The sequence below is a fragment of the Mesorhizobium sp. M0968 genome (assembly GCF_040319065.1).
Classification (GTDB): domain Bacteria; phylum Pseudomonadota; class Alphaproteobacteria; order Rhizobiales; family Rhizobiaceae; genus Mesorhizobium.
This window is the reverse complement of the sequence record NZ_JAMYNL010000001.1, coordinates 95,540-112,134: the sequence shown is the minus strand read 5'-3', so window position 1 is coordinate 112,134 and position 16,595 is coordinate 95,540. Positions and strand designations below refer to the sequence as shown.

General features: G+C 63.1%; 15 protein-coding genes. 7 read left to right on the top strand and 8 right to left on the bottom strand.

Annotation, left to right across the window (positions count from 1 at the left end; translation table 11 throughout):
• Nucleotides 1–57: 57 nt before the first annotated feature.
• Nucleotides 58–999: a threonine/serine dehydratase gene (locus NKH67_RS00505; protein WP_352502689.1), complete on the bottom strand. Its 942-nt coding sequence runs from the start codon at nt 997–999 to the stop codon at nt 58–60.
• A 50-nt stretch (nt 1,000–1,049) separates the two neighbouring features.
• Here NKH67_RS00505 and NKH67_RS00500 point away from each other — a divergent pair, with 50 nt between their 5' ends.
• Nucleotides 1,050–1,352, top strand: a complete 303-nt coding sequence (locus NKH67_RS00500) for an ArsR/SmtB family transcription factor (RefSeq protein ID WP_352471409.1) — start codon at nt 1,050–1,052, stop codon at nt 1,350–1,352.
• 10 nt (nt 1,353–1,362) lie between these two features.
• Here the strand turns inward: NKH67_RS00500 and lysA are convergent, their stop codons facing one another.
• The 3 genes from lysA to argH all read right to left on the bottom strand — a co-directional run bounded on the left by lysA (nt 1,363) and on the right by argH (nt 4,325).
• Nucleotides 1,363–2,631 (bottom strand): diaminopimelate decarboxylase, encoded by a 1,269-nt coding sequence (lysA, locus tag NKH67_RS00495; RefSeq protein ID WP_352471408.1) that lies wholly within the window; start codon nt 2,629–2,631, stop codon nt 1,363–1,365.
• Nucleotides 2,632–2,646: 15 nt separating this feature from the next.
• A complete protein-coding gene (locus NKH67_RS00490; protein WP_023677931.1) occupies nt 2,647–2,853 on the bottom strand; it encodes a hypothetical protein in 207 nt (68 codons plus the stop codon).
• A 71-nt stretch (nt 2,854–2,924) separates the two neighbouring features.
• A complete protein-coding gene (argH, locus tag NKH67_RS00485) occupies nt 2,925–4,325 on the bottom strand; it encodes an argininosuccinate lyase (RefSeq protein ID WP_352471406.1) in 1,401 nt (466 codons plus the stop codon).
• Between the two features lie 35 nt (nt 4,326–4,360).
• Here argH and tlpA point away from each other — a divergent pair, with 35 nt between their 5' ends.
• Complete coding sequence (gene tlpA / locus NKH67_RS00480; RefSeq protein ID WP_023677933.1) at nt 4,361–5,044, top strand: thiol:disulfide interchange protein TlpA; 684 nt, start codon at nt 4,361–4,363, stop codon at nt 5,042–5,044.
• A gap of 2 nt (nt 5,045–5,046) precedes the next feature.
• Here the strand turns inward: tlpA and NKH67_RS00475 are convergent, their stop codons facing one another.
• Nucleotides 5,047–7,479, bottom strand: a complete 2,433-nt coding sequence (locus tag NKH67_RS00475; protein ID WP_352471404.1) for a bifunctional diguanylate cyclase/phosphodiesterase — start codon at nt 7,477–7,479, stop codon at nt 5,047–5,049.
• A 296-nt stretch (nt 7,480–7,775) separates the two neighbouring features.
• On the opposite strand from NKH67_RS00475, the gene ugpB reads away from it, so the two are divergent.
• From ugpB to ugpC, 4 genes are all read left to right on the top strand, one after another.
• Nucleotides 7,776–9,086, top strand: coding sequence for a sn-glycerol-3-phosphate ABC transporter substrate-binding protein UgpB (ugpB, locus tag NKH67_RS00470; RefSeq protein WP_352471403.1), 1,311 nt, complete (start codon nt 7,776–7,778; stop codon nt 9,084–9,086).
• Between the two features lie 81 nt (nt 9,087–9,167).
• Nucleotides 9,168–10,052: a sn-glycerol-3-phosphate ABC transporter permease UgpA gene (gene ugpA / locus NKH67_RS00465; RefSeq protein WP_352471490.1), complete on the top strand. Its 885-nt coding sequence runs from the start codon at nt 9,168–9,170 to the stop codon at nt 10,050–10,052.
• An 8-nt stretch (nt 10,053–10,060) separates the two neighbouring features.
• Nucleotides 10,061–10,909, top strand: coding sequence for a sn-glycerol-3-phosphate ABC transporter permease UgpE (ugpE, locus tag NKH67_RS00460; RefSeq protein WP_352471401.1), 849 nt, complete (start codon nt 10,061–10,063; stop codon nt 10,907–10,909).
• A gap of 7 nt (nt 10,910–10,916) precedes the next feature.
• On the top strand, nt 10,917–11,984 hold the full coding sequence (gene ugpC / locus NKH67_RS00455; protein ID WP_352452447.1) for a sn-glycerol-3-phosphate ABC transporter ATP-binding protein UgpC: 1,068 nt from the start codon (nt 10,917–10,919) through the stop codon (nt 11,982–11,984).
• A 22-nt stretch (nt 11,985–12,006) separates the two neighbouring features.
• Here ugpC and NKH67_RS00450 read toward each other — a convergent pair whose 3' ends face one another.
• The 3 genes from NKH67_RS00450 to NKH67_RS00440 all read right to left on the bottom strand — a co-directional run bounded on the left by NKH67_RS00450 (nt 12,007) and on the right by NKH67_RS00440 (nt 15,846).
• Entirely contained in the window at nt 12,007–13,089 is a 1,083-nt protein-coding gene (locus tag NKH67_RS00450) for an ABC transporter ATP-binding protein (protein ID WP_023677939.1), read from the bottom strand.
• A complete protein-coding gene (locus NKH67_RS00445; RefSeq protein WP_352471397.1) occupies nt 13,086–14,669 on the bottom strand; it encodes an ABC transporter permease in 1,584 nt (527 codons plus the stop codon). The genes NKH67_RS00450 and NKH67_RS00445 overlap by 4 nt, the downstream gene beginning before the upstream one ends.
• Nucleotides 14,670–14,838: 169 nt before the next feature.
• Entirely contained in the window at nt 14,839–15,846 is a 1,008-nt protein-coding gene (locus NKH67_RS00440) for an iron ABC transporter substrate-binding protein (RefSeq protein ID WP_352471489.1), read from the bottom strand.
• Between the two features lie 202 nt (nt 15,847–16,048).
• Here NKH67_RS00440 and NKH67_RS00435 point away from each other — a divergent pair, with 202 nt between their 5' ends.
• Nucleotides 16,049–16,591, top strand: a complete 543-nt coding sequence (locus NKH67_RS00435; RefSeq protein WP_352489432.1) for a sigma-70 family RNA polymerase sigma factor — start codon at nt 16,049–16,051, stop codon at nt 16,589–16,591.
• Nucleotides 16,592–16,595 lie beyond the last annotated feature (4 nt).

Genomic DNA, 16,595 nt, shown 5'->3' with positions numbered 1-16,595 from the left:
AACACGGCGAAGGCGAGGCGGTTCCCCAAAACGTGAACAATAATGCCCCGGATATTGTCAGAATTTCGCCGGATTGGCGTTTGCGCCGCAGACCAGTACGGCAACGCGCTCGCCTGCAGCCGGTGCGTAGCGGCCGGACAGGAGCGCCGCGAAGGCGGCCGCACCGCCCGGCTCGGAGATGATTCGCACGCGGTCCCACAGCGCCGCCTGGGCGGCGATAATGTCGTCGTCGCCGACCAGGATCGAGCGCTCGACGAATGCCTCGGCGATAGGATACATCATTTCGCCGACACGCTTTGGCGCGAGCGAATCGGCGGCGATGCCCTCAGCCGGCGCGTCGACGGGTCGGCCCGCCTCGAAGGCGCGATGAAGCGTCGGCGCACCCTCCGGCTCGACCGCGATTATCCTGATGCGGCCGGAAAACCAGGCAGCGATGCCGCCGATCAGCCCGCCGCCGCCGACGGCGACCAGCAGGGTGTCGAGCTTCGGCAGGTCGGCCTCGATCTCGAGGCCGAGCGTGCCTTGCCCGACCAGCGTCTCCTCCTGGTTGAAGGCGTGGATCTGCAGCGCGCCGGATTTTTCGGCGAAGCTCTCGCTGGCGGCCAGCGCCTCGGCATAACGGGCGCCGCCGACGATCAGCTCGGCGCCGTAGCCGCGGATGCGGTCCAGCTTGGCCTGCGGGCTCACTTCGGGAACAAAGATGGTCGCCTTGTGGCCGAGCCGCATGGCGGCATAGGCGACGGCGGCGCCGTGATTGCCGCCCGACGCGGCGACGACGCCGGCCGCAGGAACCGGCCGTTCGAGGAGATTGGTGAACGCACCACGTACCTTGAACGAGCCGGAATGCTGCAAGCACTCAAGCTTCAGGTCGACGGGCAGAGGCGGGCGGCCGAAATCGGCCATGTCGACGCGCAGCACCGGCGTGTGGCGCACGAAGGGCCGGATGCGGGGTTCTATCGCCGCAATGCGCTCGCGTGTGATCGTGTGGCCGTGCAGCATGCTTTCACTCCCAGAGTTGACATTACTTAGTAACTTGGCAAAGTGCCTAAATGCAAGAGGTCGACGTTTTCAAAGCGATTGCCAACGAGCGCAGGCTCCAGATCCTCGATTGGCTCAAGGACCCGCGGGCGCATTTTCCGCCGCAGACGGACGGCGATCTGGTCGAGGACGGCGTCTGCGCGCTGCTGATGGCGGAGAGGCTGGGGATCACCCAGGCTACGCTCAGCGAGCATATGCGCGTGCTCACCCAGGCAGGGCTTTTGCGCAGCAAGCGCATCAAGCAGTGGATATTCTATCGCCGGAATGAGGACAGAATCGCCGAAATCAGGGCGCTCATTCAGCACCGGCTGTAGCTGCAGAGTTCTACTCCAACCAGTCCGGCACCGAGTCCAGTCCGATCAGCTCGTCATAGGTCTGGCGCGGACGCACAACGTGGAAGCGGTCGCCGTCGACCAGCACTTCCGGTACCAGCAGCCTGGTATTGTAGGTGCCGGCCTGAACGGCGCCATAGGCGCCGGCGGTGGAGACAGCGATCAGGTCGCCGGATTTCAGCCGGGGCAGGTCACGGTCGAGCCCGAGATAGTCGCCGGTCTCGCAAACCGGGCCGACGACGTCGACCTTCATGCGTGGTGCAGCGGCCGGCTGCTGCGCCACCGGCTTGATGTCGTGAAAAGCGTCGTAAAGCGTCGGCCGGATCAGGTCGTTCATCGCGGCGTCGACGATGAGGAAGTTCTTGGCGTCGCCCTCCTTCACGAAGATTACTTCCGACACCAGGATGCCGGCATTCCCGACGATCAGCCGGCCTGGCTCGAACATTACCTTCAGCCCAAGTTTGGCAACATGTTTCCTGACGATCCGGGCATAGGCATCGGGCAAAGGCGGCGGGTTGTTGTCGACGCGGTAGGGAATGCCAAGGCCGCCGCCGACATCGATGTGCTCGATGGCATGACCGTCGGAGCGCAAGGCGCCGACCAGCTCCACCAGCAGCGCAAAGGCGTCGTCGAAGGGCTGCAATTCGGTGATCTGGCTGCCGATATGGGTGTCTATGCCGGTGACCTTGATGCCCGTCAGCTCAGCCGCGCGCGCATAGACCTTCCGCGCATGCTGCCACGGAATGCCGAACTTGTTCTCGGCCTTCCCAGTCGAAATCTTCTTGTGCGTCCTGGCGTCGACATCCGGGTTGATGCGCAGCGAGATCGGCGCGATCTTGCCCAGCGCGGTGGCGCGGGCCGACAGCAGCTCCAGCTCCGGTTCGGATTCGACGTTGAAACAGAGAATGCCGGCCGAGAGCGCAGAATCCATTTCGCGCGCGGTCTTGCCGACGCCCGAAAACAGGATCTTGCTTGCCGGGATGCCGGCCGCCAAAGCGCGGCGCAATTCGCCCTCCGAGACCACGTCGGCGCCGGCGCCGAGCCTTGCCAGCACCCTCAGCACGGCCTGGTTTGAATTCGCCTTCATGGCATAGCAGACGAGAGCATCGAGCCCGGCAAAGGCCTCGGTGAAGACGCGAAAATGCCTGGTCAGCGTCGCCGTCGAATAACAGTAGAACGGCGTGCCGACGCTGGCGGCGATGTCTGATATCGCCACGTCCTCGGCATGCAGCGCGCCGTCGCGGTAGTCGAAATGGTTCACGAGATTGGTCCGAAATCAGAGCAGCGGGTCGAGGATGAATTTCTTGTCCTCGACAGGTTTTTCCGGCTCCGGCGGCAAGGGTTGCTTGGCCTTCTCGGCGTCCTTGCGGGCCTGCACGGCTGCCGCGTACGGCGTGTCGAGCGCAGCCTTCCTGCCGCAGGCCGCAACGGTGGCCATTGCCGCCAGCAGCGTCAGCGTCACCAAAATCCTGCTTCCGGTCATCGTGCCATCCGTCCGAAACTGTTGCCCGCAGCCGCTTCTAGCCGAGTTTTGCGGCCATTGCACCCCGCGTCTTACGCCTTGGCGAGCCGCTTTTTCCAGTAGCGGATCTGCTTGCGCACCTCGGACGGCGCGGTGCCGCCGAAGCTCGTGCGGCTCTTTACAGAATTCTGCACGGCAAGAACCGAAAACACGTCGGCGCTGATACCGGGGTGAATGGACTGCAGATCCTCCAGCGAAAGCCTGTCGAGCCCGACCTTCTTCTCCTCGGCCAGCGCCACCGCCCGGCCAGTGATATGGTGCGCCTCGCGGAACGGCAGGCCGAGCGAGCGCACCAGCCAGTCGGCGAGGTCGGTCGCAGTCGAATAGCCGGCGCCGGCCGCCTTCTTCATCGCGGCAGTGTTCACCGTCATATCGCGCACCATGCCGGTCATCGCCGCCAGCATCAGGTCGAGCGTCTCGGCCGCGTCGAAGACCGATTCCTTGTCTTCCTGCATGTCCTTGCCATAGGTCAGCGGCATGCCCTTCATCACCGTCAGCAGACCGACGAGATGGCCGGTGACACGGCCGGTCTTGCCGCGCACCAGTTCGGCAGCGTCCGGGTTCTTCTTCTGCGGCATGATCGACGAACCCGTCGAGAAACTATCCGACAGCCTGATGAAGCCGAATTGCGGCGTCGACCAGATGATGATCTCTTCGGCCAGCCGCGACAGATGCGTCGCGCAGATCGCCGCAAAGCCCAGGAACTCGAGCGCGAAATCGCGGTCCGAAACACTGTCGAGCGAATTGCGCATCGGCTCGCGGAAGCCAAGCGCCTTCGCCGTCTGGTGCCGGTCGATGGAAAAGCTGGTGCCGGCAAGGGCGGCGGCGCCGAGCGGGCTTTCATCCATCCGCTCGATGGCGTCGCGGACACGCGACAGGTCGCGCGCAAACATCTCGACATAGGCCATGCAGTGGTGGCCGAAGGTCACCGGCTGCGCCGCCTGCATGTGGGTGAAGCCCGGCATCACCGTTGCCGCATGCTCCTCGGCCCGATCCAGGAACGCCGTGATCAGGCCCTTCAGCGCCTCGGCGACACGAAAGCATTCGTCCTTGACCCACAGCCTGAGGTCGACCGCCACCTGGTCGTTGCGCGAGCGGGCGGTATGCAGGCGGCCGGCGGCGGGGCCGATCAAATCGGCCAGACGGGCCTCGACATTCATGTGGATGTCTTCCAGCCTGGTCGAGAACTCGAATGTGCCGGCCTCGATCTCTGCGAGGATCGTGTTCAGCCCGTGAGCGATTTTTTCTTGATCGGCCGCCGAAATAATGCCCGTTTGCGCCAGCATCTGGCTATGGGCGATCGAGCCGCGAATATCCTGCGCATAGAGTTTGCGGTCGAACGAGATCGATGCGTTGATCGCTTCCATGATTGCGGCCGGACCCGAGGCAAAACGTCCGCCCCACATCTGGTTGCTGGCCTTCTTGTCGTTCATCGCTATAACCCGTGCTCCGGAGCAGTTTTTCAAAAATGGCAGACGGCAATAGATTTTTCCCGGCTTTGCGTCTCATCCTCGCCGCTTTGGTTGCGGGCGTGCTGGCCGGCGCGGTCGCGGTATATGTCAGGGAAAGCAGTTCTGGCAACAAGGCGCCCGCGCAAGTGGCCGCCGGCGGCGGCAAGGACGACGTCGCCTGCGCCGCCAAGACCGACCGTGCCAAGAAGATCGCCGCCGCTGCCACCGGCCAGGTTGCCGCGCTTTTGCCGGCGGATCCGCCGCAATCGCTGAAAAGCCTTGCCTTCAACGGCCCCGACGGCAAGCCGACGACGATCGCCGATCATGCCGGCAAGACGGTGCTGCTCAATCTGTGGGCGACATGGTGCGCACCTTGCCGCGCCGAAATGCCGGCGCTCGATGCGCTGCAGAAGGAGATGGGCAGCGATGCGTTTCAGGTTGTTGCCGTCAACGTCGATGCCGGCGACGATGCCAAACCGAAGAAGTTCCTGGAGGACACCGGCGTCAAGTCGCTCGGCTACTATCGCGATGCCACGATGGCGCTGTTCAACGACGTCAAGACGCGCGGCCTGGCGCTCGGTCTGCCGGTCACCATGCTGATCGATGGGCAAGGCTGCCTGATCGCCCATATGAATGGCCCGGCCGAATGGTCGGGGCCGGATGCCAAGCGTCTGGTCGAGGCGGCGCTTCAGCCGGGATAGGCTCAGACCGTGCGCAGGCGCGGCTTGAGCACGGCAATGCTTGCGCCGCGTCGGCTGGCGGTGCGGATTGCCGGAGCGGCCACGCCCGTCAGTTCCCCGAATGTCTCGATCGGAGCCGGTTTGCCGAGGTAGTAGCCTTGCCCGATCTCGCAAGCCTCGGCGTCCAGGAACTGCAATTCACCCGGCGTCTCGATGCCTTCTGCCAGAACCGGTAAGCCGAGACCGCGTCCAAGCCCCAGCACGGCGCGAACGATCGCCGCGAACTGGGCGTTCTTGTCGACCGATTTGATGAACGACCCGTCGATCTTGATCTTGTCGAAGGGAAAGGCGCTGAGGTTGGACAGCGAAGAATAGCCGGTGCCAAAATCGTCCATCGCCACATGCACGCCAAGCGCCTTGACCTGCCTCAAGGTTGCCAGCGCGCGCGGCATGTCCTTCACCAGGGCCGTTTCGGTGATCTCCAGTTCGAGCCTGCCGGGGGCCAGGCCGGATCTCGTCAATGCGTCGTGCACCTTGCGGCTGAAGTTCGGATTGTGAAGTTGCACGGCGGAGACGTTGACGGCGACCATCAGCGGGTTTGTCCAGCGAACAGCATCGTTACAAGCCGTCGTCAGCACCCAGTCGCCGATCTGCGCGATAGCGCCACTGTCCTCGGCCACCGGGATGAAAACGGCCGGAGAAATGTCACCCCGCTCAGGGTGCTGCCAACGGACCAGGGCTTCGAAGCCGATCATCCTGCCGCCGCGGATCTCCTTCTGCGGCTGATAGACGAGGTGGAACTCCTTGCGGGCGATCGCCTGGCGCAATTCATGCTCCATCACGCGCTTGTCGCGGGCCGCGGTGCCCATGGCCATCTCGAAAAACCGATAAGTGTCCCTGCCTTCGGTTTTGGCGCGATGGAGTGCCGTGTCGGCATGGCTGATCAGGCCGGCCTGGTCTTCGGCATCCAGCGGAAAGAAGGCGATGCCGATGCTGGCCGAGACGAGGCCGGAGCCGACCGAAACCCTGTTTTCCTCTCGGATCGCCGCCAGCAAGTCCTCGGCTATCCGGCCTGCGGCCAGGGGGTCGGGGAGGTTCGGAGCTATGATGGCAAATTCATCGCCGCCGAGACGCGCGAGCATCTGTCCGTGGCGCGGGATGCCGGAAATGCAGTGCGCCAGCTTCTGCAGCATAGCATCGCCGGCCCCGTGGCCATAGAGGTCGTTGACTTGCTTGAACCGGTCAAGGTCAAGCAGCAGGAGCGCCAGATGTCCATCCTTGCCGCCACGATCCATCGAGGCGAATTCTGCTTCCAGCCGGGAAGAAAAGCTCCGCCGATTGGCAAGCCCGGTAAGCGGATCGAAATGCGCGAGGCGGAGGATCTCTTGTTCTGCCTTCTTGCGCTCACGGATGTCGCGAACGGCAAGCACCGTATGAGGCCTGCCGCAGTAGGTGATTTTCCTGGCGATCAGCTCGACAGGAATTCTCGCCCCGTCGCTGCCCCTTAACTTCGCTTCCTGCGCCTGTTCGCCGAAGCCGGACATATCGGCTGCGCTCTGTCCGTCGAAAAGCTCGCCGAATTGCATCGTGTTCAGGGTGGCTGTCGCTGTTCCGGTCAGCTTCGCCATACTGTCATTGGCGCTGACAATGCGGGTGCCATCGCAAACGATCAGACCTTCCACCGCCGCATTGGCGAGATCGTGCATGCGATCGGCCTCGAGCTTCTGGCGGCGAAAGCGCAGGTCGATCCACAGCGCGGCACCCGATAGCACAAGGATTATCAGGCTGGCGACCGCTGCGGCAAAGGCCTGGGAAATGGGCTCGATGGAATGTTCGGATATTTCAATCGAGGAATCCGGAATGATCGACACCGCGGCCATCGCGATGAAATGCAAGCTGCAAATCGCCAGCGTCAAAAGCGCGGCGCCGCCGAAAGTCGCGAGCGCTGACGGACGGCGCAAGACGACAAGGAGCGCCAGTGCCGCGAGGGTCACGCCGGCCAGAAGCGATATCGCGACAAGGAGCAGGTTCCATACGACCCGGCCTTCGACCTCGAAAGCTGCCATGCCGATGTAGTGCATCGTCGCGATGGCGCCGCCCAGAATGGCGCCACCGACGAGGAAATGGTCGATGCCGCGGCGCAAGGTGGCGACCCACATCCCAAGCGCGGTCATGATAACGGCGGCGGCAAGCGAAAAGGCGGATAATCCCGGATTGTATGCGTTCGGTATTCCCGGCGTAAACGCGGTCATGGCGATGAAATGCGTCGCCCATATGCCGAACCCGGTCGAGGCCGCGGCGATCATCAGCCAGACAAGCCGGTTTCGCTCGGTCGATCGGCCGACATGCTTAAGGAGATTAACCGCTGAGAAGCAAGAAATTCCACAGATGAGTGCGGCAAGCGCAACCAGTCTCGGATCGTGCTGACTTACAATACAATTATAGACCGTCAGCATCCTGGTTCACTCGGTCTGCCAAAATTAACAGGGGAGGTGTGACTGATTAGCTCTTGGAGATTTTAACGAATGGTTAACCCGTGGGCCATGAGGCGGGTCTTTTCGGGGGAAAACCGACGCCGCTGCGCCGAAAAGACGGTGATGTGATTTCTGGCGCCCGGTTTCAGTAGCGAGTGCACTTTAGGAAGGAATGATGTTCATTGATCCGCAATAAAACCGTTGTCCGATTGTCATCAGCGCCACATATTGGCTTTGCGGAAGTGCCCCTTTCGCCAATGACAAACGGGAGATGAAACATGAAGTTCTTCGGCTTTGCGGCCGGTATCGCCGCCACCGTGACCCTGCTTTCCACCACCTCCGCCTTCGCCGTCACGCAGATCAGCTGGTGGCACGCCATGACCGGCGCCAACGCCGAGGTCGTCGCCAAGATCTCCAAGGATTTCAACGCCAGCCAGAGCGACTATGAGCTCGTTCCGGTGTTCAAGGGCACCTATCCGGAGACGCTGAATGCCGGCATCGCTGCCTTTCGTGCCGGGCAAGCGCCCGATATCCTCCAGGTGTTCGACGTCGGCACCGGCGTGATGATGGCGGCCGAGGGTGCGATAAAGCCGGTGGCCGATGTGATGACCGGCGCCGGGATGACTTTCGACAAGAGCCAGTATCTGCCCGGCATCGTCGGCTATTATTCGAAGCCGGACGGCACCATGCTATCGTTCCCCTACAACTCTTCCTCGCCGATCCTCTATTACAACAAGGACATCTTCCAGAAGGCAGGCCTCGACGTGAACAATCCGCCCAAGACGTGGAACGAGGTGTGGGAAGCTGCCAAGAAGATCAAGACGAGCGGCGCCGCCCCTTGCGGCTATACCTCGACCTGGCTGACCTGGATCCACCTGGAGAATTTCGCGGCGTGGAATGACGTGCCTTGGGCCACCCAGCAGAATGGCCTGGCCGGCGGTGATGTCGAACTCAAGATCAATGCGCCGATTTTCGTCAACCACTTCCAGGCGCTCGCTGACCTGGCCAAGGACGGCACATTCAAATATGGCGGGCGCACCTCCGAAGCCAAGCAGATATTCCTCGCCGGCGAATGCGGCATCTTCACCGAATCGTCGGGCGGCCTCGGCGATATCGTCAAGTCCGGCATGAACTATGGCATCGGCCAGCTTCCTTACGACAGTGACGCCAAGGGTGCCCCGCAGAACACGACGCCGGGCGGTGCCAGCCTGTGGGTGTTCGGCAACAAGTCGGACGAGGAATACAAGGGCGTCGCGGCCTTCTTTGCCTATCTGTCCAAGACCGATGTGCAGGAATATCTGCACCAGAAGTCGGGATATTTGCCAGTGACGCTTGCGGCATACGAGGCGACTAAGAAATCAGGCTTCTATGACAAGAACCCCGGCCGCGAGACACCCATCCTGCAGATGATCGGCAAGTCGCCGACCGACAATTCGAAGGGCGTGCGCCTGCCGAATCTGCCGCAGGTGCGTGATATCCAGAACGAGGAGCTGGAGAAGATGCTGGCCGGCCAGCAAACCGCCCAGCAGGCACTCGACAATGCGGTTGCGCGCGGCAACGCGGCGATCAAGGAAGCGCTGGAGAACTGACGGGATTATCTCGGTTAGTCGGTTGGAATATCGCCCACGCGAGCTCGCGCGGGCGATACCTGGATAGCGAGGGAAATCAGCCTGTCTCCACGCGTCGTCTTTCCCAACAAGATCCTGCCCTACCTGCTGGTGGCGCCACAACTCGCCATCACCCTGGTTTTCTTCTACTGGCCGGCCGGTCAGGCGCTTTACCAGTCGATGCTCAGGCAAGACCCGTTCGGGCTGAAGAGCAGGTTCGTCTGGTTGGCCAATTTCCGGAAGGTGCTGGCCGATCCGGCCTACCTCAACTCGATCAAGGTCACAGTAGTGTTCTCTCTTGCGACCGCGATCGTTGCCATGGTTGTGGCCCTGCTGCTTGCGGTCATGGCCGAGAAGGCCGTGCGCGGCAAAGGCCTCTACCGCACACTGTTGATATGGCCTTACGCCGTGGCGCCGGCGATTGCCGGCATGCTTTGGCTTTTCCTGTTCAATCCCTCGATCGGCTCGTTGGCCTATTTGCTGAGAAGCCTCGGCATCGTATGGGACCCGCTGCTCAACGGCACCCACGCCATGATCCTGCTGGTGTCGGCTGCTGCCTGGAAGCAGATCAGCTACAACTTCCTGTTCTTCGTCGCCGGCCTGCAGGCGGTGCCGAAAACGCTGATCGAAGCGGCGGCCATGGACGGCGCCGGCGAAACCAAGCGCTTCTGGACCATCGTCTTCCCGCTGCTTGCGCCGACAACCTTTTTCCTGCTGGTCGTCAACACCGTCTATGCCCTGTTCGACACGTTCGGCATCGTTCATGCCGTCACCGGCGGCGGGCCGGGCAAGACGACAGAGACGCTGGTCTACAAGGTCTACAATGACGGCTTCGTCAATCTGATCCTGGGCGATTCGGCGGCGCAGTCGGTCATCCTGATGGCCATCGTCATTGCGCTCACAGCGATCCAGTTCCGCTATGTGGAACGCAAAGTCCATTACGGCTGAGGGCAGCGATGATCGGCCAGTCCCCGCTCCGCACCTTCATCGCCCATGCCGTGCTCATCCTCGGCATATTGATCGTGGCTTTTCCGATCTACTACACCTTCGTTGCCTCGACGCACACGCTGCAAACGATCCTCAGGCCGCCCCTGCCGCTCTTGCCCGGCGGCCAGCTATGGAACAATTACAGCGAGGCGCTATTCGGCGGCGTCGGTCGTATCGGCGGGGTCAGCGTCGGCAGGCTGCTGCTCAACACTACGATCATGGCGCTCGGCGTTGCGGTGGGAAAGATCTTCATCTCGATCCTGTCGGCCTACGCGATCGTGTTCTTTCGCTTTCCGCTGCGCATGACCTTCTTCTGGCTGATCTTCATCACCTTGATGCTTCCAGTCGAGGTGCGCATCCTGCCGACCTACAAGGTGATGGTCGATCTCGGCATGATCGACACCTATGCCGGCCTGATCGTCCCGCTGATCGCCTCGGCCACCGCAACGCTGCTGTTTCGCCAGTTCTTCATGACCATACCGGGCGAATTGGTCGAGGCGGCGCGTGTCGACGGTGCCGGGCCATGGCGCTTCTTTTTCGATATTCTGGTGCCGCTGTCGCGGACAAACATCGCCGCGCTGTTCGTGATCCTCTTCATCTATGGCTGGACGCAGTATCTTTGGCCGCTGCTCGTCACCAACAGCAACGACATGAACACCATCGTCATCGCGCTGAGAAAGATGGTTTCCTTCGCCGATGCCGACACCCAATGGCACCTCGTGATGGTCACGGCAATGCTGGCCATCGTGCCGCCGATCCTGGTGGTCGTGCTGATGCAACGCTGGTTCGTGCGCGGTCTGGTCGAATCCGAAAAGTGAGAAGCCGATGGCGACCGTGGATCTGAAGGATGTCAGGAAAATCTATCCCAGCGGCGTCGAGGCCGTGAAGGGCGTTTCCATCGCCATTCCTGACAAGGAGCTTTGCGTGCTGGTCGGCCCGTCCGGCTGCGGCAAGTCTACGCTGCTGAGGATGATCGCCGGGCTGGAGACGATTTCTGCCGGTACAGTCGCCATTGACGGCAAGGTGGTCAACGCCATTGGCCCGACCGAGCGCGACATCGCCATGGTGTTCCAGAACTACGCGCTCTACCCACATATGAAGGTTTATGACAACATGGCCTATGGCCTGCGCAACCGCGGCACGCCGAATGACGAGATCGACAGCAGGGTACGCTCGACTGCCAAGGTGCTGGAGCTTTCGGCGCTGCTCGACCGGCGCCCGCGCGAGCTTTCCGGCGGTCAGCGCCAGCGCGTCGCCATGGGTCGCGCCATCGTGCGCAACCCGAAGGTCTTCCTGTTCGACGAACCGCTGTCCAACCTCGATGCGAAATTGCGCGGGCAGATGCGCATCGAGATCAAGAATCTGCAGCGCTCGCTTGGCGTCACCTCGGTTTATGTCACGCACGACCAGCTTGAGGCGATGACGCTGGCCGACATCCTCGTCGTCATGAACGCCGGCCTGGTCGAGCAGACCGGCGCGCCGCTTGATGTGTACGAGAAACCGGCCTCGACCTTCGTCGCTTCGTTCATAGGCGCACCGCCGATGAATCTGCTGGCGCTCACAGGGGCCTCCCCAAGCTCGGTATTGGCGGACGGTACTGTGATTGGCTTGGCGCCTCGACAGGGCAAGGCAGTGACGCTAGGCTTTCGTCCGGAGGACGCCGACATCACCTTCGCGGCAGAGGCGCCGGCCGGCGCGCTCGCGCTGCCGGCAACAGTGGAAGCGGTCGAACCGGTCGGTGCCGAAAGCTTTCTCCATTGCGTGGCAGCCGGCAGCCGCATCGTCGTGCGCGTCTCAGGCCGCGCCAGCGCCAAGCCAGGCGACCAATTGCGCGTCGTGGCCAGGTCCGAAAAGCTGCATTGGTTCGATCAGGCGGGCAAACGGGTCGATTGAAGTCGGCCTTGCGCAAAACCGTTCAGGCAAACACATGCGCCTTGCCCGACACGGTCAGCCGGACGATCTCGCCGATCGCCGGCGCGTCCATGCCCGGCTTGCGCAGGATCAACGGCGTATTGCCGATAGCGGCGGCGTCGGGCGGATCGGGGCTGTTCAACAGACGCACCGCGATGGTGCACATCGAGCCGGCGAACTCCGATTCTGTCACCTCGCCGAACAGCATGTCCGGCGTGCCGGACATGCCTTCACGCGATGTGCGTTTCAGCAACACCTGCTCCGGCCGCAGCATGATGCGGGCGACGTCGCGCCGCTCCGAGCTGTCGACAGCGATGCGGCCGAGCGGCGAGATGGCGAAGCCATCGGCGATCCTTGCCGGCAGGACGATGGCGTCGCCAAGGAACTCGGCGACCATCCTGTCCTTCGGCTTGAAATAGAGCTCGCGCGGCGTGCCGACCTGCGAGAATTTGCCGTCGCGCATCACCGCGACCTGGCTGGCGAATGACAGCGCCTCGGCCTGGTCGTGGGTGACCAGGATGGTGGTGATGCCGGCGGTTTCAAGGAGCTCGGCCACGGCCTTGCGCATCGAGGCGCGCAGGCCGGTGTCGAGCGCCGAGAACGGCTCGTCGAGCAGCATCAGCCGCGGCTTCATGGCCATGGCGCGGGCGAGCGCGACGCGCTGCTGCTGGCCGCCGGAGAGTTCGTGCGGACGGCGCTTCAGGATCCCTTTGTCCAGCCCGACGACATAGGCGAGCTCGGCGATGCGCTCGCTGCGCTTTTCCTCGTGACGGCCCATGCCGAAGCCGATATTGGCGGCGATGCTCAGATGCGGGAATAGAGCGCCGTCCTGCGCCACCAGCCCGATGCCGCGGCGATGCGCCGGCACGGCCGTGTCGCCATCGGCCAGCACCTCGCCATCGAGCACGATGCGGCCCTGGTCCGGCGCCTCGAAGCCGGCGATCAGCCGCAGCAAGGTGGTCTTGCCGCAACCGGACGGCCCGACGATTGCCGTACGGCTGCCGCTGGCCACGCTGAGGTCGACGCCGGCAAGTGCTGCGACGGGCCCGTAGTGCTTGTGGATGCCGCTCAGCTCGAGAAAGCTCATCGCCCGGCCATCCGCTTCGACTGGACGTAGAGCAACCAGGTCAAAGGCAGCGACATCGCCACCATGATCAGGGCATAAGGCGCCGCCGACGCATAGTCGATCTCGCCGCTATAGGACCAGAACGCCATGGCCAGCGTGCGAGTGCCGTTGGGCGCCAGCATCTGGGTTGCGGTCAATTCGTTCATGATACCCAGCGCGACCAACGCCATGCCGGCTGCGGCGCCCGGCGCCGACAGGCGGATGGTCGTCGACCACAGCGCCTTGAGCGGCGACCGGCCGAGGCTGGAGGCGGCGCGTTCGAGCTCGACCGGCGCCTGTGCGATCGACGCCCTGAGGCTAATCAGGGCGCGCGGCAGGAACATCAGCGCATAGGCGACCAGGATGGTGAACAGGGTCTGGTAGAGCGGCATGGCGATACGCACGGCGATGGTGACCAGCGCCAGGGCGATGACAACGCCGGGCAACGCGCCGACGATATAGTTGCAGCCCTCCAGGACGCGTTGCAGCCGCCCCGGCGCGCGGATCGAAATCCACGCCATCGGCATTGCCGCGACGGTGGCGAGCAGCGCGCCGGCAATTGCTAGGAACACCGTTTGGCCAAGCGCCAGGCCGATCTCGTCGAGCCGCCAGACATCGGCGCCGCCGGCCATGAGCCAGCGGCCGATAGTGGCGAACGGCACGCCGAGCGCCAGCAGCGTGGTAATGGCAGGCAGCAGCAGGCAAGGAATGGTGGCGCGCCCAAGGCCCGTGCGCTGCTGCTGGCGCGCAGCACCCGAACCGACGCGGGCATAGCGCTCCTCGCCGCGCACCAGCGCCTCCAGCCCGAGCAGCACAAGGCAGCAGGTCACCAGCACGCCGGCCAGCATGTTGGCGGCGGGACCGTTGAAGGTCGACTGAAACTGGTCGACGATCGCGGTGGTGAAGGTGTCGAAGCGGATGAAGACATAGAGCCCGTATTCGGCCAGGAGATGCAGGCCGACCAGCAGGGAGCCGCCGCAAATGGCGAGCCGGAGCTGCGGCAGCACGACACGCCTGAACACACGCCACGGGCCGAGACCAAGGGCTGCCGCTGCATCCTCGAGAGCGGGATCGAGCCGGCGCAATGCCGCCGCCACCGGCAGATAAAGGAAGGGGAAATAGGCGATGACCGACACAAGCACGCCGGCCCACAGGCCGTGCAGTCTGGGCACCATGGTGACCCAGGCGTAACTGTGGACGAAGGCCGGAATGGCGAGCGGCGCCACCGACAGCCAGGCCCATAGGCGGGCACCCGGCAGATCGCTGCGCTCGGTCAGCCAGGCCAGCGCCACCGACAGCACGATCGAGATCGGCACCGCCAACACCACCAGCAGGCTGGTGTTGACCAGAAGTTCGCCGACGCGCGGCCTGAACACCAGCGCCGCCACCGTTTCCCAGCCGGTCTGCACCGCCACCCAGACGATGAAGGCAAGCGGCAGCAGCGCGAAAAGCGAGACAAAGACGGCAGTCAACGCAATCCATGAGACCGACCAACGACGTGCCCGCACGGCCGTGGCGTCGGCCGGCAAGCCTGGGCGTGCGAGATCGATCGCGGATTGCATCAGATCAGACGTTGCGCCAGCTCCGCCCGGAGGCGGAAACGATCGGCGGCGGATAATCTCGCGGGTAGCTTGTGGTCATAGGCAAATGCCATCTTGAAAACAGAGCGCTCCTGTGGAAAGCGAATTCCCACAGGAGCGCAGTCGGTTGCCCTTTTAGGACGAACGCCGGCTAAAGCAAGCCGGCCGCCGTCATCAGGTCGGTCACCTTTTTCGAGTTCAGCGTCGTCGGGTCGACTTTCGGCGCCTGCAGATCGGCCAGCGGCACCAGCTTCGGATTGGACTCGGCGCCCTTGCCGACTGCGTATTCGAACGAATCGCCTGTTTTCAGCACGTCCTGGCCACGATTGCCGGTGACCCATTTCAGGAAAGCCTGCGCTTCCTTCGGGTGCTTGCTCGAGGCCAGCACGCCGCCGCCGGAAATCGACACGAAAGCACCGGGATCCTGATGCTTGAAATAGTGCAACTCGACGTTCTTGCTGTTCTCGCCGGTCTTGGCCTGATCGCCGTAGTAGTAATAGTGATAGATCACGCCGCCTTCGACCTCGCCGGCATTGACCGCCTTCATCACCGTGCTGTTGCCCTTATAGGCGGTAAAATTCTCCTTCATCGCCTTCAGCCATTCGGCCGTCGCCGCCTCACCCTTGAGCTGCAGAAGCGCGCTGACGATCGCCTGGAAATCGGCGCCGGAGGGCGAAGCGGCCCAGCGGCCCTTCCAGCTCGGATCGGCGAGATCGAGCAGCGATTTGGGCAGCTGGTCGGCGCTCAGCTTGGTCTTGTTGTAGGCAAAGACGGTGCTGCGCGCGGCGACGCCGACCCATTTGCCGCTCGCCGGCTGGTACTCCTGCGGAACCTGGGCCAGCGTCTCGGTGCCGACCGGTGCGAACAGGCCGGCCGCCTCGACCAATGCCATGGCCGGCGAATTCTCCGTCAGGAATACATCGGCGGGCGAAGCGGTGCCTTCCGCAACGATCTGATTGGAGAAATCGCTGTCGCCGCCATTGCGGACGGTAACCTTGATGCCGGTTTCCTTGGTGAATCCCTCCGCCCAGGCCTTGGTCAGGTTTTCGTGCTGGGCGTTGTAAACGACGATGCCCTCGTCCTCTGCTATTGCCGGGCCGGCGATCAGGCTGATTGCAAGTGCTGTCGCACCGGCAAGGGCGGAAAGAGCATATTTCATGGCGTCGTCCTCGATTTCGATGGTCTTTGGCTTGGCACGCTGCACGTACCAATACCTGACTGGTGCAGTCAACATTGCTGACCCACTCAATCGCTCAAAAGGAGCAAACTTTCGTGATGCTCAGCTAATTTGCCTTGGACATTATTTCGCCGGCCACGTAACAAATCAGCGCCGAGACGCGAATATCGGGGAGTGAACTCTTGTGAGCGGCAAGGACGAAGCCGAGCTTTCACGGCTGTTGCGGGCCGCGATCGCCGGAGACGAAAGAGCCTATGCCGACTTTCTGCACCGGATCGCCGCGCTCGTTCGTGGCTTTGCCCGGCGCAAGATCGTGCAGGGCGGGGTGGATCCCGAGGATGTCGTGCAGGAAACCTTGCTGGCCATTCATGTGAAACGACACACCTGGCGCCATGATGCGCCGGTGCTGCCTTGGGTCTATGCAATAGCCCGCTTCAAGCTGATCGATGCGTTCCGGCGGCGCGGTCGGCGGATCGAGATCGAGATCGACGAAATCGCCGAGACCTTTGCCGAGCCGGAATCGGAGACGGTGAGCGAGCGCGACGTCAACCGGGCGCTCGACAGCCTGTCGCCGGCACAGCGTTCCGTCGTCTCGGCCGTATCGGTCGAAGGCCGGTCAATCGGTGAGACCGCGGCCAAATTCGGCATCAGCGAGACGGCTGTGCGGGTGTCACTGCACCGCGGGCTTGCCGCCATTGCCAAACGGTTCAGGGCGGGGCGGGAATAAGAAT